The organism is Arthrobacter sp. Sr33 (assembly GCF_054511195.1).
Genome location: NZ_JBTNDD010000005.1, coordinates 193,427 through 209,972, shown reverse-complemented (window position 1 = coordinate 209,972; position 16,546 = coordinate 193,427). Strand labels below are relative to the sequence as shown.

Genomic DNA, 16,546 nt, shown 5'->3' with positions numbered 1-16,546 from the left:
GAGCATCATGTACACGAGCATTCAGGATCAGCTGACCGAGGAGCTGGACGGTATCCGCAGCGCGGGTCTGTTCAAGAATGAGCGGCGGATTTCCTCCCCGCAGTCCAACCATATTGAAGCGGCAACGCTCGACGGCGCCCCCCAGCGGGTACTGAACTTCTGCGCCAATAACTACCTGGGATTGGCCGATCACCCGGACATCATCGCCGCCGCGAAACAGGCGCTCGATGACCGCGGGTTCGGTATGGCCTCCGTCCGGTTCATCTGCGGCACCCAGGATCTCCACCTGGAACTCGAGGCCCGGGTGTCACAATTCCTTGGCACCGAAGACACCATCCTGTTCTCCTCGTGCTTCGACGCCAACGGCGGGGTCTTCGAGTCCCTGTTGACTGCCGAAGACGCGGTGATTTCTGATGCGCTGAACCATGCGTCGATCATCGACGGCATCCGACTGTCCAAGGCCCAGCGGTACCGCTACGCCAACCGTGACATGACCGATCTGGAAGCGAAGCTCAAGGAGGCCGCAGGAGCCCGCCGGACCCTGATCGTCACCGACGGGGTGTTCTCGATGGACGGTTACCTCGCTCCGTTGGAGGCCATCTGCGACCTCGCCGAGCAGTACGGTGCGATGGTCATGGTGGATGATTCACATGCGGTCGGCTTCATGGGCCAAACCGGAGCCGGCACGCCCGAGCACGCCGGAGTCTCCAACCGGGTGGACATCTACACCGGTACCTTCGGGAAGGCACTGGGCGGGGCATCTGGCGGCTACGTCGCAGCGCACGCCGAGATCGTCGCGCTCCTTCGCCAGCGTGCCCGGCCGTACCTGTTCTCGAACTCTTTGGCACCGTCAATCGTCGCCGCCACCCTCACCGCCCTCGACCTGGTCCAGAACAGCGCCGACCTGCGGGCGCAACTCGAGGAAAACTCGGCACTGTTCCGGCGCCGGATGACCGAGGAAGGCTTCGAACTGCTCGACGGCGAGCACGCGATCATCCCGGTGATGTTCGGCGACGCCGCACTGGCGGCCAAGACCGCCGACGCCATGCTGGTTCGCGGCGTGTTTGTTACGGCGTTCAGTTTTCCTGTGGTGCCTCGCGGTGCCGCCCGGATCCGGGTGCAGCTGTCCGCCGCCCACAGCGCCGAGGACATCGAGGCGTGTGTGCAGGCGTTCATCGGGGCGCGCGACGACGTCGCGGCCGCCACCTAGCCAGCGAACTGTCCAGCCCCGGCACCCAGCAAGCCCGGCCGGCGTCGTGAACCCGGTTCGGTGACACGCCCCCGGCGTCCGTATTGCTCACCGAACTGCTGTCCTCCCGGAATCGACCCGGGCCGCCGGGTAGGCTGCAGGCATGGCACTCAACGCTGATGTTCTGATTGTCGGTGGCGGCATCGCCGGGTTGTCCCTGGCCTCGCGGCTCGCCGGGCACTGCACGGTGGTCCTCGTGGAGGCCGAACAGGAGCTCGCCTACCACGCCTCCTCCAGATCAGCCCGGCAACTCATCCCCAGCTACGGACCTCCCGCGGTGCAGCAGCTCACCAATCGCACCCTCGACCTGCTGCGCACCACCGAAAAAGACCACAACCTCCAACTCCTTGCGCCGCGCAGCTTCATGCTGATCGGATCCGAGCAGGACGTCGCTGAACGCTCCAGTGGCGCCATGACCGCGATCAGCCACCAGGAAGCGCTGTCCCTGTGCCGGCAGCTCCGGCCGGAAACGTTCGCCGCCGCGGGCATTGACACCACCTCGGTGGGGCTCGATTCCGCTGCCCTGATCGACCACCACCGGCAGGTAGCGTTCGGCGCCGGTGTCACGGTCCTTACCGGGGCCAAGATCCACTCGGCCCAACAGTTGAAAAACGGGTGGAATGTCGGGGCCGGCGCGCACGCCATTCATTCAGCGGTCCTCGTGAACGCCGCGGGGGCGTGGGCCGATGAGGTTGCGGTGATCTCCGGAGTGGAAATCCAGGGGCTCCGGCCCTACCGCCGGACCGCCGCCGTCGTGCGCATGACCGGCGAGCTGGCACCGGGAACACCGATGGTCGCGGCCGCCGACGACAGCTTCTATTTCCGGCGCGAAGGGGCAGGGGCACTGATTTCGCCTTGCGAATCGGTGCCGAGCGTTCCCGAGGACGCCCAACCGGTCGCCGCCGACCTGACGGCGTTACTGCACCGGTTGAATGAGGCGACCACCCTGGGAATCACCTCAATCGACCGCGCCTGGACCGGGCTGCGAACCTCGACCAAAGCCGGGTTGCCGGTGGTCGGGTTTGATCCCGAAGCCGCCGGGTTTTTCTGGCTGGCTGGCCAGGGCGGCTACGGTTTCCAGACGTCGTCGGGGATTGCTGAACTGGCGGCCGCACTGATCCTGGGCGAGGAGAGCAACCTCCCGCTGCTGGCCGACACGCTGCGCCCGACCCGCTAAACCCGACCCGCTAAACCCGACCCCAAAGGGCCGGCCCAAAAATACAATCGAATAAATTAACACATACGTTTTAAATAACCAAGAGTTTTGGTTGTCGAGTTTCTACTGCGGGTCCATAATCGTTCCATTCTGACGTGCTGGATATCCGCTGAGGAGCTGGGCAATGCCTTCACTACTGGATACACTCACACCCCTGCTCGGTGATGGCACGGAGCTCGGGGATTTCGGGGAAGCCCTCGACGAGTTCACCGTCGACGATCAGCAAACCCCCTCGAACCCCGGCGGTGTGACCGTCACCGGCTCGGTGTCCTTCGCCGCCGGGCTGAAACTCGGCGTCGACGTCGTCAGCAAACGACTGGTCTGGACCCCCGCCGCGACCGCAGGTGGAGAGGACGCCTTCGGTGAAAACTCGTGGATTGACGTCCGCAACACCACCCTCACCTTCGAACTGCAGGTCCCGGGACTGGGCGGGGAGGACTTCACCCTCGACCTGAGCCTGAGCAATATTGTGTTGAAAGCCCCGTTCCTGCGCGGAGCCAAGCATCCCAGCCCGGGGGAGCTGGTCCCGGATCCGCAGAATCCTGACGTCACGTTCACCCTGCCGGACGTCGACTTCCAGATCTTCGGCGACGACGGCGGCACCGACGCCAGGTTCCTGGGTCTCGGCGACACCGGCACCGACGATCCCGCCATTGCCTCCTTCGTCACCATGCAGCCTCCGTTCGCGTTCATCGGGTCCACCGACGTGGTCGGCTTCGGATTCCGCTCCGGCATGCTCGATCTCTCCGGTGACGCCACCCCACCCGACGTCCTCGACCTGCTCAACCTCGGCGCCGAATGGCAGGGCCTTTATCTCCCCGAAATCCGGCTCTTCGTGGCTCCGAACGGCGCCCGCGACCTCTGCGTCGACGCCGGTGCCAAGAACCTCCTCATCGGCTTCGGAGCGACCTCCGGGGTGTCCGGCGACTTCGACCTGACCGTCGCCTACCAGGGCGCAGGAGCCCTCAAACTCGGGGCGCGCTTCTACGATGCGGCCGGGCGCTGCTACTCGCCGGTCGGCACCGGCGGCACCCGCACCGTCACCCTGCCCCCTCTCACCCGGATGGTTGCCGACGTTGAAGGCGGGCTGGCCCCCTACACCTTCACCATCACCGTCGACGGCGTCGCACAGCCGGCCGGCAGGGTCACCGACATCGATCTCTCCACCGACGCGAGCCGAAACATCGTCATCACCGTCAGGGACACCAGCGGCACTCCACAGACCGCCACCCTCACCCTGACGACGTCGGCCCTCGCCACGGTCCCGGACGGTGGTACCAACGCCCAGCTTCGCACCGTCAGCACCACCACGGGTACCGTCCCGGCCGCCTCGCCGCGCCTGCGCGTCGACTCTGAAACCGTCGCGGGCACGACGACGACGGTTGTCCTCACTCTCGACGTCGACACGGCAACAGCGGCCACCACCGAATGGCGGGTCGACGGCGGTGCGCCAACGACAGGGGCTACGCTGTCCGTCAACGTCGGCCCGGGCCAACGCTTCTCGGTACAGGCCAGGCTTCCCGGGACCACCACCGTGGGGGCTGCCACCGCCTATTACCGCTTTGACACACCGGACCCGGGAGCCGAATCCGCGGCGCCAAGCCGGTCAGCCCCGGCACCCAATGCGGGTGCCGCCACCCCCTGGACGCAGGGCACCGACTCCGACGACACGCTCCGCCCGCTCCTCGCGGCGCTCCCCGCCGGGCACCCCATCTCCATCAGCGGGTACGCCAGTTTCGAGGGCACCGACACACCCACGGTCCGCCAATACAACGAACGGCTTGCCCGGCGCCGCGCCGATGCCCTCCAACTTCGCATCGAACGGCTCTGCCAGGAGCCCGCACTCACCGGCAGGAACCCGGTGATCACCGCTGCCGCCGACATGTCGGGGTGGACGGGGCAGGGGCCAGCCCTCGACGTCCGGCGGACCTTCTGGAAAGCGGAAGCGACCTGGCCGCCAGTGAGCACCGGGGACACGCTGGTCACGGCGGAACTGTGGCGGGAGGAAGCCACCGGCCCCGGCACCGATCTGACCACCCCCGACGCCGACCCCGGCACCCGCACCAACCCGCCTTCCTGGTTCCGGAAACTGGGCACAGTCGTCAGAATCGTCAGGAACACTTTCGTCTCCTGCGAAGTGTTCGGAGAGTTCGATATCCAGACCGCCGCCGAGAACCGGCTAGCCGGGCAGATGACCCCGGGGAGCGAGCTCAGCGCGGCCCGGGCCATCGGCCGCAACCCCGCCGACGGCATCATCAGAATCCGGTTCCTGATCGAAATCGACGAGGCTGTTGGCTCCGTGAGGATGACCGCCCAGTATGGGGCCCACCCCCAGGACACCGACGGACTCTACCTGTGGGGGATCCGGCCGGGAGAGGCGCTGCAGGCACCGGAGTTCGGGCTGGACTTCTTCGGCGCCACAGTGGTCCTGATGCCGCTGCTCTCCGAGACGGCAGGGGCGGTCGCCAACGAGGGGGCCATCGTCCAGATGGGGGTCACCGCCGCGATGCTCGCCATCCCGGCGGGCATTGCTTCCTCGGAGATTGTTAAGACCGAAAGGGTGGTGTGGCACGGCGGCGAGATCCTGCTCAACGCTGTCCCCGGCGCCAATGAACTGGTGGTGCTCTTCGACGTCGAGGCGGCCATCTCGATGGACATCGCTGGTCTCGTCGAGATCACCCGTGAGGCCCCGCTCTCGGTACGCTACAAGGCGGTGGGCATCAGGCTCGGGGACGGCGCTGCCGGTCAGCCGTTCCAGTTCCGGCCGGTGTTTGACGCAGCGAAGGGCTATTCCATCGAGGTGGCAGGTCCCGGCGGGCTGAAGATTGCCGAACCGCTCGGCGAGCTCCTGCAGGTACTCGGCGCACGGGTGGCACGCAACAATCCCCTCATCTTCGAGATTGACCTGGGTTTCGCCGTCGACCTTGGCGTCGTCAGCATCGACCGGGCCCGGCTGCGGGTTGCCTTCGAACCGTTCAGTTTCGCGATCACCGCTTTCGGCGCCTCCATCGACATTCCGGGTGCCATCGCTGGCAAAGGCTACCTGGAAATGAACGACAGCGAGATAAAGGGGCAGCTCGACCTGACCATCGTTCCCGTGTCGGTGCGGATCGCCGCAGGGGTGGGGGTGGCGAACATCAGCGAGGAGGACGGCGGACCGGCCACCGGCGTGATCGTCGCACTTGAGGTCGAGTTCCCGGTCGCCATCCCGCTGGGGCAGAGCGGCCTGGGGATCTACGGTTTCATGGGATTGTTCGCCATGAACTACGCACGCGACCTGACCGACATCGACACCTCCGACATGGCACCCGCACTGGCCTGGCTCCGGGCCACCGGCGGAAACCCCTTGAACCTGGAGTTCTGGAAGCCCGAGGTCAACACCTGGGCCTTTGGTGTTGGCGCAATCCTCGGCACCATGGGCAGCAGCGTCATCTTCAATCTCAAGGGCCTGATCATGCTGGAGCTGCCCGGCCCGCGGCTACTGCTGATCATGAAGGCGAAGCTGCTGGCCGTGATGCCGAACCTGGGCGGCAACGCCGAAGGCACCTTCCTGGCCGTCATCGACCTCGACATGGGGCGCGGGACTCTCACCATCGGCATTTCCATTGACTTCGACATCTCACCGCTGCTGGAACTCCATATCCCGGTCGAAGCTTTCTTCAACTTCACCGATGTGGCGGACTGGCACCTGTACCTCGGCCGGCAGCGCAGCCCCATCCACGCCAACATCCTTGAGGTGTTCGACGGCACGGGCTACCTGATGCTCTCCGGCAACGGGCTTGCCCTGGACAACCTGCCCGAAGTCTACGGATTCTCCATCGGTACCGGCCTCCACGTCTCGTTTGAATGGGGGGACCGCAGTAGCGGCCTCTACGCCGAACTCGCTGCCGGCTTTGATGCGGTGGTGGGGTTCGACCCGTTCTGCCTCGCCGGGATCCTGTATGTCCGGGGCAGCCTTCACCTCTTCATCATTGAGGTGAGCGCCTGGGCCAAGCTGGACGTCTTCGTGGGGGAGAAGATGATCGGCGGCAACCCGGCCAAGGTGTCACGCATCAGCGGCGAGATCTGCGGACGGGTGAAGTTCCTGTTCTTCTCCGTGCAGGGCTGCGTCACTTTTGAACTTGGCGAGACGGCGATCCAGACCCCGCCCCCGCCGCCGCTGGTCGAAATCCTCAAGTTGGTGGGCAGGTCACCGGCGCTAGTCCAGGGCTCAGGCGTCGACAAACCGATCGACAGCGGCCTGGCCGACGCCGCCGAATCCCTGGCCGCGGTGGACCCCGAGAATGGTGTTCCCCTGGACGCCATTCCGGTACTCATGATGAACCTGCCCCCGGTCGCCGATCCGGCAGTTCGGTTCAAGGGCGAGGTGCTGGCCGGCAGCACCGGAGTCGCTCCCGGGGGATGGGTCAAGAAAGGATCCGCGTCCTATAAATTCACCCTGACCTCAGTGGAGCTCGACCCGGTGGGCCCCGACGGCGGTGTGCTGCCGGGGGGATTCACCGACGGATCGACACCGGCTACCTGGTGGGAACAAAAAAGTGGCGACACGGCCCTGTCGGCCCAACTGGCGCTCCTGAGCTGGCTCCCGGAGGGAACCCCCAAGGCAGTCGAAACCGGGTACTCGCTCGAGGAGACGGTCACCGACAGCTGGGGAACCATCTGTGATCCCATTGCCCCGCCGACGTCGGTCCTGTTCACTTTCCTCGGCGAACCCCTGGGGCCATCCGAGGCCGGCTGGCACCTTACCGGGCTGCCCTGGCCGGACCCGCCGGGAAGCCACCGGTCGATACCGCCGGACAACCACCTGACCGTGACCGAGCGCTGGCGCTCGGGCGACTTCTCGGTCGACAGTCTCCTCGCCGTCGTCCCCGCCCAGGTTGAGGGGCTCGCCGTGACCTGCCCGGAGGTCAGGGAAGCCAACCGGGCGGACACCCGTCGTCCCGAACTGGACGGATCAGTCGAGGCCAACAACCCGGTCCTCGCGGCCCTCGGAGGCAAGGAGCCAGAGGAAACGGTGTTGCCTCGCGTCGACTGGGGCGATGTGGTCACCAACCCGGACCCCGACCTCACCGTCCACCGGGCGCAACTGCTGGATGGTGTTCCGATCAAGCAGGGCCGCGCCAAATGTTCCAGCCGGGCGCTCGCTGCACCCGTCTACGACGCCCGTGACCCCATGCACCACGGTGACGAAGAGCGGAAACAAGACATCCACGAGGGCTGGAAAGCCGCGGGATTCCAGCCGGGGCCACTCGATAATGCGGTGGTGCTGCGCACCGGCCCCTTCACCGCGGTGGTGTTGTATCTGCTGGTGCGCAGAGAGTTGCTGGAGGGCGGACTCGTGGTCTGTGCCTTTGACGCCGAGGAAAATGAACTTTCCAGGGACGTTGTCACCCCCGCCGTCACCACTCTCCCCGCCCGCTGGACCGACGCTGCCGGACCCTGGGGTGCGGACACGTTCCTGCTCAGCCAGCAAGCCACGGCCATGACCCGGCTGGGGTACTTCCCCGTCGTCGTTGAGGTTAAGGGCGGCGTGAAGGCTGACCACCTTCAGATTGGGATGCCACCCGAGGATTCAATCAACGAGCGCCTCGACGCCCGCGGCTACTATCTGGCCGGCACCGAACTGACCCGGACCGCCGAGTTCCTGCGCTTCGACTGGGACCAGACCGAACGTGACTCCCGCCAGGCCGCGGTCGCCAATGTCCTCGGCGGCGACACGGACGACCACGCGCTGCTCCACCCCGACACCGTCTACCGCGCAACAGTTGGGTACTCCGTGCAGGCTCGACCCGTCCTTCCCGACGGGACCGATGGAACGGCCGTCGACGTCGCCAGTTCCCCGCAGCAGTTCTTCTTCAGAACCGACAATCTGCCACCCCGGCGACTCGACCCCTGGATCCTCGGCAGCACCCCGCAGGAGGGTGAGCAGCACTTTCCCACCGGGGAACCCATCAAGATCATTTTCGGCACCACCAACGTGGTCAGGATGTTCGCGGCCTACGGCAAACGGCTTCAGGTGCGGTTGCGGTCCTCAGCCTTCCGCCCCATCCAGGCGAAACCCGGCTTCGTCCACCCGTTGGTGTTGCGGCCCTGGACCGCAGCCGGAGGCAACAACCCGGAGCTCGTCGCGGCGGCGGTCCTATCACCCTGGGAGCAGGCGCTGGCTGGGGTACTGACCGGCAGTTGCATCCCCGTGGATGAGGAACGCGTCAGGCACTCGGTGGAAACCGTGGGAGTGGAACTTGAGAGCTACACCGACTACATCATGGATGTGGAAACCGCCGATTTGACGGCGCCCGACGGCGCGCAGGGTGAGGTGATCTGGCGCCGCTCCTTCAGCACCGGCGCCTACGCCTCGGTCGAAGAGTTCAGTGGGTCGTTCGCCGACGCCAAGATTGTGCACCGGTACGCTGCGCCGGCGGCGCTGCAGACCGTTGCCGCATCCTTCGCGGCGCGCCCTCCGGAAGGCGCCGAACTTGACCAGGCGCTCACTGCGGCGGGGCTGGAGCCGATGGGCGTGCCTAAATCCGGTCAGATTGTGGTGTTCTGGGAAACTGCGGCGCCGGGCTCGGTCCCCCAACCGGCAGCTGTCCTCATCGATGCGTCAGAGCCAATGTGGCGTAGTCGTGGGGTGGCAGTCGAAGAGGTGGATTCGGCGGTAGCCGGCAACCGCCGCTACAAGATGGTGCAGCGCAGGTGGCTGGAGCTCGCTGAGAGGCCCAGCGCTGGCGCAGTCGTGGACCGGATGGTGATGGGGCCGGGCGGCCAGCGTGCCCTGGTCTCCCTCAAACCAGGGTCCCGCGGCAAGCGCCTGACCCTGGTCCTGGCCCGTCTCGCGCAACCCGAGACGTATCTCGACGGCCCGGCGGCCGCAGATAGTGCGTTTACCATCGCCGACCTCCAACTCACCTCCGCGCCGTGGGAAGAGACTGACTGATCATGAGCTACGTATTCAATTCCCGCCGGTTCCAGGCCGAGGGCGTCGCCATCAATTGGGCGGTTCACGCCCGCACCCTTGGCGGATTGAAAGAGTATTCACGCACCCTCAAGGTCAGGCCGGCGAACGTGCAGCTACGGTGGCTGACCAACCAGGAGATCGGCATACCCAGCCGGCCGTTCAGCGTCTGGCGCCGGCCGGCCATGCGCGCCGAACGCACCGACTTCACCTTCCGTGCGGTCGTCATCCCCTCGTTGGGCGGGCGTACCCTGGTGACCTGGCACGGGACCCGGCTGGTGACCGCCCACCTGTTCCTCAGCGGCGCTGCCGGCTACATCTACGCTTTTGCCGGCTGGCCCACCACCTCAGGCGCCGTGGCTGTCAGGCGTTTCGAGCCGGGGGCCGGAGCCGTCCAGATTGGTGCCGGGGCGATGGACGGCCTCCTGGTGGACCCCGGCATTGTGATCGAGTCGATTCTGGGCACCGACCTGGCCCAGTATGACGAGGGAATGGGGTGGGAGGAACTGGAGCATGTGGGTCTGCCCGTTGACAGTGCACGGTGGGCGGGGACCGCCTACGGCAGCCACCCGCAGGGCATGCTGGTGGACGCCTCTGGCCCTGCACCGGCACTCACCGACCCCGTCACGGCTGCCGGACAGCGGCTGGAACGCGGCGCGCCGTCGTCGGGCTGGGACCCGCACCTCACGGCAGGAATCACCGCGCCCGGCTGGCAGGAACCGGATTTTACGGCGGTCATCGATGACGCCAACGCCTCGCTGGTGCACCACCTGGCGGTCATCTCGAACTCCCACCCGCCGCAGGAGCACGCTGGGCGGACCATTGCCATCACCATGCCGCCACCGGCCAACTCCAGTGGCGGCTCGGCGCCCGGCAGTCCCACCACCTCGCTGGTCTCACCGTGGGGCATGACGCTGCTGGCGGCCGGAGCGGATCCCTATGCCGCGCTCACCCTCGGCATGGGCACAGCGTACGGGCCCGATGAGCTGCCCAAGGACGATCACGGCGAGCGCAGCGGCTACGACTACCTGGTCACAGCCACCTACGAGAAAGGTCTTGACGGGCAATCGGCAGAACGCACCTACGCGGCGGTGGTCCCGTCGCCGCAGCCCGGGATTGCACCGCTGGCGCCGGCCGGGGTTTTGGTGCGGACCATGGGCTATCTGCGCCCGATGGACAGGGACGCGCCGTGGCGGACGTCCCTCCGCACCGGGTGGGAGCGGCCGCTGGCAACCCCGTTGGCTCGTCCACGCAGCTTCGCTTTCGCCCGGGTGTCCCGCCCGGGGGACCTCGCGGCGTCGTCCTTGCTGCCCCCTCGGGTGGGCGGCGGCTGGCTGCCCGGCATCATCAATGACGCCCCGGTGGAGGGGGACCCGGCCCCGCACAGGATTTCGGCGGTCGACCGCGAAATTCCCATCCCGACCGATCCGGGAAGTATCTCTCCGAGCTACTCTGTCGCACATCAGGACCTCTACGGGCTGTGGAGCAAATGGCGCTCCGCCGGAGTCACCGTTGATCAACCGGCCGTCGACGGCGTCAGGATTGTCAGTGCCGCCCTGACCGCGGTGGGCAGCCCGACGGCGGGGAGCCTCGTTGCCGCGCAACTGGAGGTCGAGTTCCTGTGGGACTGGTCCGCCAGGGGGCCGCTGGCCATCCGGTTTGCTGGCAGACTCTTCGCCGCACCGCTTCACGGTTCGCAACCCCCCGATACCTCGGTGCCCGGTGGGCTGCAGCGCAGCCTCGGCGGGGGAGGCGCGTTTGCCGACGTCGTCTTCGTTGGCGATGAAGGCTCCGGCGGGGGGATGACCCTGACGGGCCTGAATCTTGCGGGCGACGCGGTGGTGGAGATGGGCCCCGCGGGGCAGGGGGAGCGGGAACGGCGATACCGTCTGCGGATTCCCGGTTTCAGCCTGGACTTTGATGCATCGGGCCATATCGGGTTGGCGCTGTGGGCTATCGGGAGGGAACGGGTCCTGCCCCAACGGTGGGGCGCCTGGCCGGCGGATCCCAGCGTCGTGACGACCTCGGATCCACGCCCACCAGCAGTTGTCATGAACACCCTGCCAACGGTGGCCCTGGGTAGCCTCCCCGACGCAAACGGGGAATCTCATGCACGCCTGTCCTGGTCGTCCGCCGGGTCGGTGGCCGGCTACGCCATCTACGAATCCACCGAGACCAAGTTACTGCAGAACGCCGGGTTGCCACCGGCTGATCTGGAGGCCCCACTGTCCCAACGGCTCGAGGCGATGAAGGACGTCTTCAACAACGATCCCTCCAGACGCGCCTTCACCCGCCGCAACGCCACCCTGGTCTCCGGGACATCCGCCGATGTAACGCTGCCCCGCGGTACCACCGACATTCACGCCTTTGTGATCATTGGAGTCAGCGCCGGCCAGGTCGAGGCGCCCTGGCCGTCCGGGCCTGACGCGGCCGACCAATGGTTTGCCTACGCGGTTCCGCGCCGGTCCCAGCCTGCCCCGCCGACCCTTGAGCTCCATGCGGTGGAGGATGCGGGTGTTTATAAGGCCCGGGTGCTGGTCGGTGCGCGCGACGGCGCAGCGGTGACCCGGGTGGAACTGCACCGGGTCCGGGTGGACGAGGCTGTCGCATCACTGGGCACCATGGGACCGCCCGTGGCAGCCGTGTCCGCAAGCACACCCGGGTGGACCATCGGTGCGGGCCCGGCGCCCGGCGGGATCCGGACCCTGGACGGGTTCGACGTCCCTGACGGTTCCTGGAAACGGCTCTGGTACCGGGCCACCGTCTGGAGCAGCGACGACCCATCCCGCGGCATCCTCGGCGACCGCTCGGATGCGAGTTCAGCCGCCTGGGTGGTGGTACCCCCAGCAGGGCCCCCCGACCTCTCTGCGCTGACCGTCGCACCCGGTGCGGGCGGTCCCGGGGAGGTGCTGGTCAGCTGGACCAGCCGGGCCCCGGCCGTGCGCAGCCCGCTGGGCACCCACCGGATTTCCGTCGCCGCAACCGTCCCCCTCGGGGCCGCGTTAATCGACTCCTCCGAACAACTCGGGTTGGTGACCGAGGTGGAACCCACCACCGGATCGGGATTCTGGCGAATTGAAGCCCTCGCCGGAGCGCCGACCGGCTATCGGGCACTCCTCCGCCGGGCCGACCCCGGGGACATCATCGAGGTGAGGGTGACCATCACCGATCCGCTGGGCCGGACCAGCACCGAAACCGTGACAGTCCCACCCGGATCGCTGCTGCCGGCGCCGGAAATCAACGGACTCGCCCTCGCTCGTCGGCAGCCCCTGACCGGGGTGCTCGCTGAGTGGCAGAGCAGTACGCCTCCTGCGGCCACTCCTGCTGGCTCGTTCCGGTTGCGGGTGACCCTGCGGCCCCGTGCCAGTGGGCCTTTCCCGGGGCGGCCTTTCCCGGGGCGGCCACCCAGGCCGGTGGTCATTGACGGCAATCTTGAGGAGGTTCCGGTGGCGACCCCCGAGGCGGCCTCCACCCGGACCCAGGTGGGGCGGTATCCCTCACGGGCGGGGGAGTACTGGGTATACAGCCCGGCGGCACCGGATCGGATCACCGTCCGGCTGACCGGCCCCGATGGCCGGAGTGCGGAGCAAAGCATCCAGCTCCGGTTACGGCCACCGTTTCGCCTTTAGGAAGAGGTAAACGCCGGGGCCCCACAGGTCTAGAATTAGCGCTATGAAGGTCGATAAGACGCCGCTGCCCGGCATTGGCATGCGCAAAGACATTGTGACGTCCTCGGGGCGCCGCATCGGAACTGTCACCCAGCGTGATGGTGAAACCGCCCTGATCATCTCCAGGCAGGACGACCCGGACGCCTGCCTGGTATCCATTCCACTGACGGCCGACGAAGCCGCAACTTTGGGGAACCTGCTCGGCGCCCACCAACTGGTGGCCCAGCTGACCGAAGAGCACCGGGATCTTCCCGGTGTGAACACCCGCCAGTTCCTGATTATCAGCGGGTCGCCGTTCGACGGCTACCGGCTCGGCGAAACCAGGATGCGAACCCGCACCGGTGTCTCAGTGGTGGCTGCCCTGCGCGAGGGCAGGGTCGAGCCATCGCCAGCACCCGATTTCACCCTGCACGCCGGAGACCTCCTCGTTGCCGTCGGGACCGCCGAAGGTCTGGACGCTGCCGCCGATATCCTCAGCGGCGGCTGAGGCTGGTTTGGAGGCCAGCAGCGCACTGACATTAATCGAACTGGGGGCGGTGTTCTTCTGCCTCGGTGTCCTTGGACGGCTTGCCGGTCGAATTGGTCTCTCTCCCATACCGCTCTACCTCCTGGGCGGGCTGTTTTTCGGCAACGGTGGATTGATCGAGCTGGAGGGGCTCAACGAATTCAGTGAGATCGCCAGTGAAATTGGTGTGATCCTGCTGCTGCTCATGCTGGGCCTCGAATACACGGCCAAAGAACTGGTGACCGGGCTTCGGCAGTCCTGGCTCTCCGGCGTCCTGGATATCGTCCTGAATTTCACGCCCGGAGCCGTGGTCGCCCTGCTGCTGGGCTGGGGCCCGGTGGGGGCGATGGTGATGGGTGGCGTGACCTACATTTCGTCGTCCGGCATTGTGGCGAAGGTGCTCACCGACCTGGGCCGGCTGGGTAACCGGGAAACCCCGGTGATCCTGTCACTGCTCGTGTTCGAAGACCTGGCGATGGCCGTGTACCTGCCCATTCTGACCACCGTCCTGGCCGGCGCGAGTTTCGCCGGTGGCATGCAGTCGGTGGGAATCTCCCTCGTCGTCGTAACCGTGGTGCTCATCATTGCCCTGCGGTTCGGGAACGTGGTCTCAGCGGTGGTGGACAGCAAGGATCGTGAGGTTTTCCTCCTGACCGTGCTCGGTGCGGCTCTTCTGGTGGCTGGCGTTGCCGCGGCAATGCAGGTGTCCGCCGCAGTCGGCGCGTTCCTGCTCGGCATCGCGATTTCGGGAGCGACAGCCACCAACGCCACCCGTCTGCTCGAACCCCTGCGGGACCTTTTTGCAGCAATCTTTTTCGTCGTGTTCGGTCTGAACACCGACCCTGCGACGATTCCCCCGGTGCTCGGCGTCGCGGTCCTCCTGGCCTTCATCACCGCCCTGACGAAGATCGGGACGGGGTGGTGGGCCGCACGGCGGCAGGGGGTAGGTCGGCTGGGCCGTGCGCGGGCCGGCGTGGCGCTGATTGCCCGCGGTGAGTTTTCGATTGTGATCGCCGGGCTGGCTGTCGCGTCGGGCGCCGTGACCGGGGAACTGGCTGCCCTGGCCACCGCATATGTGCTGCTGACCGCGATTATCGGTCCGGTTGCGGCCCGCCTGGTCGAGCCGGCGATGGGCTTGCTGCAGCGCAAACCCCGTCCCGAGCCGCTTCCCGCGGGTTAGCGACCCCGACACGAGCCCTTCGTGCACTCCGGCACGGATACGGCTCAGTCGAGGATCTTGCCGACCGGTTCCCGCTTTTCAGCCTGGAACCGGTCCTCGGTCCGTCCCAGCGCCCAATAGCCCGACAGTGATACCTGGCTGCGGTTCAGGCCGTGCTCCACGAAGAAGACATCGCGGAGCTGCTTCATGGCCTCCCGCTCCCCATGTGCAAAAACCTGCACCCGGCCGGTGCGCCACCGTGCCTGCCGCACAGCCGCTGCCAGCAGGGCGCCCGCGGTGGTCCCGCGGCGGTACAACCAGACGAGGTCAACACCCGGAGGAGCGGTGAGGTCCTGGTGGTCGGCGTCGTCTTCCACCTCGATGAAGGCCAGCCCGACGGCGTCGGCCGGGAGTGTTTCCAGCGCCGCGGCCACAGCGGGCATGGCAGTTTCATCGGCGGCGAAGAGGTGCCAGTCGGCGGTGGTATCGGGAGCGTACCCGCCGCCGGGACCGGTCACCACCAGGGTGTCTCCCGGCTGGGCCGCGGCCGCCCACGGTCCGGCAAGCCCCTCGTCGCCATGCACCACGAAGTCGATGGCCAGACGCTGCGCGGCGTAGTCCACCCAGCGCAGAGTGTAGGTCCGGGTGACGGGAAGGTCGGCGGGGTCGAGTGTCTCCCGGAGTGCCTGATGATCGTACGGGGGCACCAGACCGAGTTCGGGCCTGGCGAAATGGATCTTCACGTACCTGTCGGTGAACTCATTGCGCCCGAACGCGGTGAACCCCTCGCCCCCCGCCACCACCCGCACCATGGCTGGGGTCAACCACTCGGTGCTCTGGACAGTCAGAACAGTCTGCGGCTTGGGTTTGCGCACCGGGGCAACGCTCATGGGGTCGAACTCCTTTAGCTCGTAGGGAACCGGGTTCCGGGCCCCGAAAACAGGTAGTTTGACCCTACCCCGACCCGTAAAAACGCCTGACCAGCTATGTACAAATTAACTGCATCCAAGGGGTGCATGATGGTTGACCTACGTGCAGAGGCACTTTAACGTTGGGGCGTGAGCGACGCCGACATCAACTTTTATTTCGACCCCGTCTGCCCCTTCGCCTGGATGACCAGTAAATGGGTCCGCCAGGTGATGGGCCAGCGGGACTACGCGGTTGAGTGGCGATTCATTTCGCTACGGTTGATCAACTCGCACCTCGACTATGCCTCGCACTTCCCGCCGGAATACGAGGCCGGGCACACAGCAGGGCTCCGGCTGCTCAGGGTGGCCGCACTTGCTCGCGTCGAGCAGGGACCAGAGGCGGTGGGAGCCTTCTACGCCGCCTGCGGCAAGCACATTTTCGAATCGGACCCGGTTCCCGACGACGGCGATCCGGCCGTGGACCGTCGTGGCACCCGTGCGTTCGCTGAACAGATCCTGGCCAGTGCCGGGCTGCCTGCCGACCTGGCTGCTGCGCTCGACGACGCAGGGTTCGACAGCCTGATCCAGTCCGAAGGTGATGAAGCGCTGGCCCTCACCGGCAAGGATGTGGGCACCCCGATCATCCACTTCAAGCCGCCCACGGGGGTGGCGTTTTTCGGCCCGGTCATCAGCCGTCTGCCCAGCGATGACGGGGCAGTCCAGCTGTGGGACCACGTCGTCGGGTTGGCTGGCTTCGCCGGGTTTGCAGAGCTGAAGCGCAGCCTCAGAGAGCGTCCACAACTCCCCGCACTGGGCGTTCCAGCCGGGGACACCGGTGTTCAGGAGGACTGGCACGGCGGTAGCCGCCGGACCAAAAAGTAGGTGG

General features: G+C 66.7%; 8 protein-coding genes. 7 read left to right on the top strand and 1 reads right to left on the bottom strand.

What is annotated here, in order from left to right; all coding sequences use genetic code 11:
* Positions 1-7: 7 nt before the first annotated feature.
* The 6 genes from ACX80T_RS09120 to ACX80T_RS09095 all read left to right on the top strand — a co-directional run bounded on the left by ACX80T_RS09120 (position 8) and on the right by ACX80T_RS09095 (position 14,773).
* Positions 8-1,210, top strand: coding sequence for a glycine C-acetyltransferase (locus ACX80T_RS09120; protein ID WP_024476934.1), 1,203 nt, complete (start codon positions 8-10; stop codon positions 1,208-1,210).
* Between the two features lie 142 nt (positions 1,211-1,352).
* The gene (locus ACX80T_RS09115; RefSeq protein ID WP_024476933.1) at positions 1,353-2,426 is read left to right on the top strand and encodes an NAD(P)/FAD-dependent oxidoreductase; all 1,074 of its coding nucleotides are present in this window, start codon (positions 1,353-1,355) and stop codon (positions 2,424-2,426) included.
* A 163-nt stretch (positions 2,427-2,589) separates the two neighbouring features.
* Positions 2,590-9,402, top strand: coding sequence for a hypothetical protein (locus tag ACX80T_RS09110; RefSeq protein ID WP_459304224.1), 6,813 nt, complete (start codon positions 2,590-2,592; stop codon positions 9,400-9,402).
* A gap of 2 nt (positions 9,403-9,404) precedes the next feature.
* A complete protein-coding gene (locus ACX80T_RS09105; protein ID WP_459304223.1) occupies positions 9,405-13,049 on the top strand; it encodes a hypothetical protein in 3,645 nt (1,214 codons plus the stop codon).
* A 43-nt stretch (positions 13,050-13,092) separates the two neighbouring features.
* On the top strand, positions 13,093-13,575 hold the full coding sequence (locus ACX80T_RS09100) for a cation:proton antiporter regulatory subunit (protein ID WP_459304222.1): 483 nt from the start codon (positions 13,093-13,095) through the stop codon (positions 13,573-13,575).
* 7 nt (positions 13,576-13,582) lie between these two features.
* Positions 13,583-14,773 carry a cation:proton antiporter gene (locus ACX80T_RS09095; protein WP_019483563.1) on the top strand — a complete coding sequence of 397 codons (1,191 nt, stop codon included), beginning with the start codon at positions 13,583-13,585 and terminating at the stop codon, positions 14,771-14,773.
* A 44-nt stretch (positions 14,774-14,817) separates the two neighbouring features.
* On the opposite strand, the gene ACX80T_RS09090 is transcribed toward ACX80T_RS09095, so the two are convergent.
* Positions 14,818-15,642, bottom strand: coding sequence for a siderophore-interacting protein (locus ACX80T_RS09090; RefSeq protein WP_459304221.1), 825 nt, complete (start codon positions 15,640-15,642; stop codon positions 14,818-14,820).
* Between the two features lie 168 nt (positions 15,643-15,810).
* Between ACX80T_RS09090 and ACX80T_RS09085 the strand changes: the two genes are divergently transcribed.
* The gene (locus ACX80T_RS09085) at positions 15,811-16,542 is read left to right on the top strand and encodes a mycothiol-dependent nitroreductase Rv2466c family protein (RefSeq protein ID WP_459304220.1); all 732 of its coding nucleotides are present in this window, start codon (positions 15,811-15,813) and stop codon (positions 16,540-16,542) included.
* Positions 16,543-16,546 lie beyond the last annotated feature (4 nt).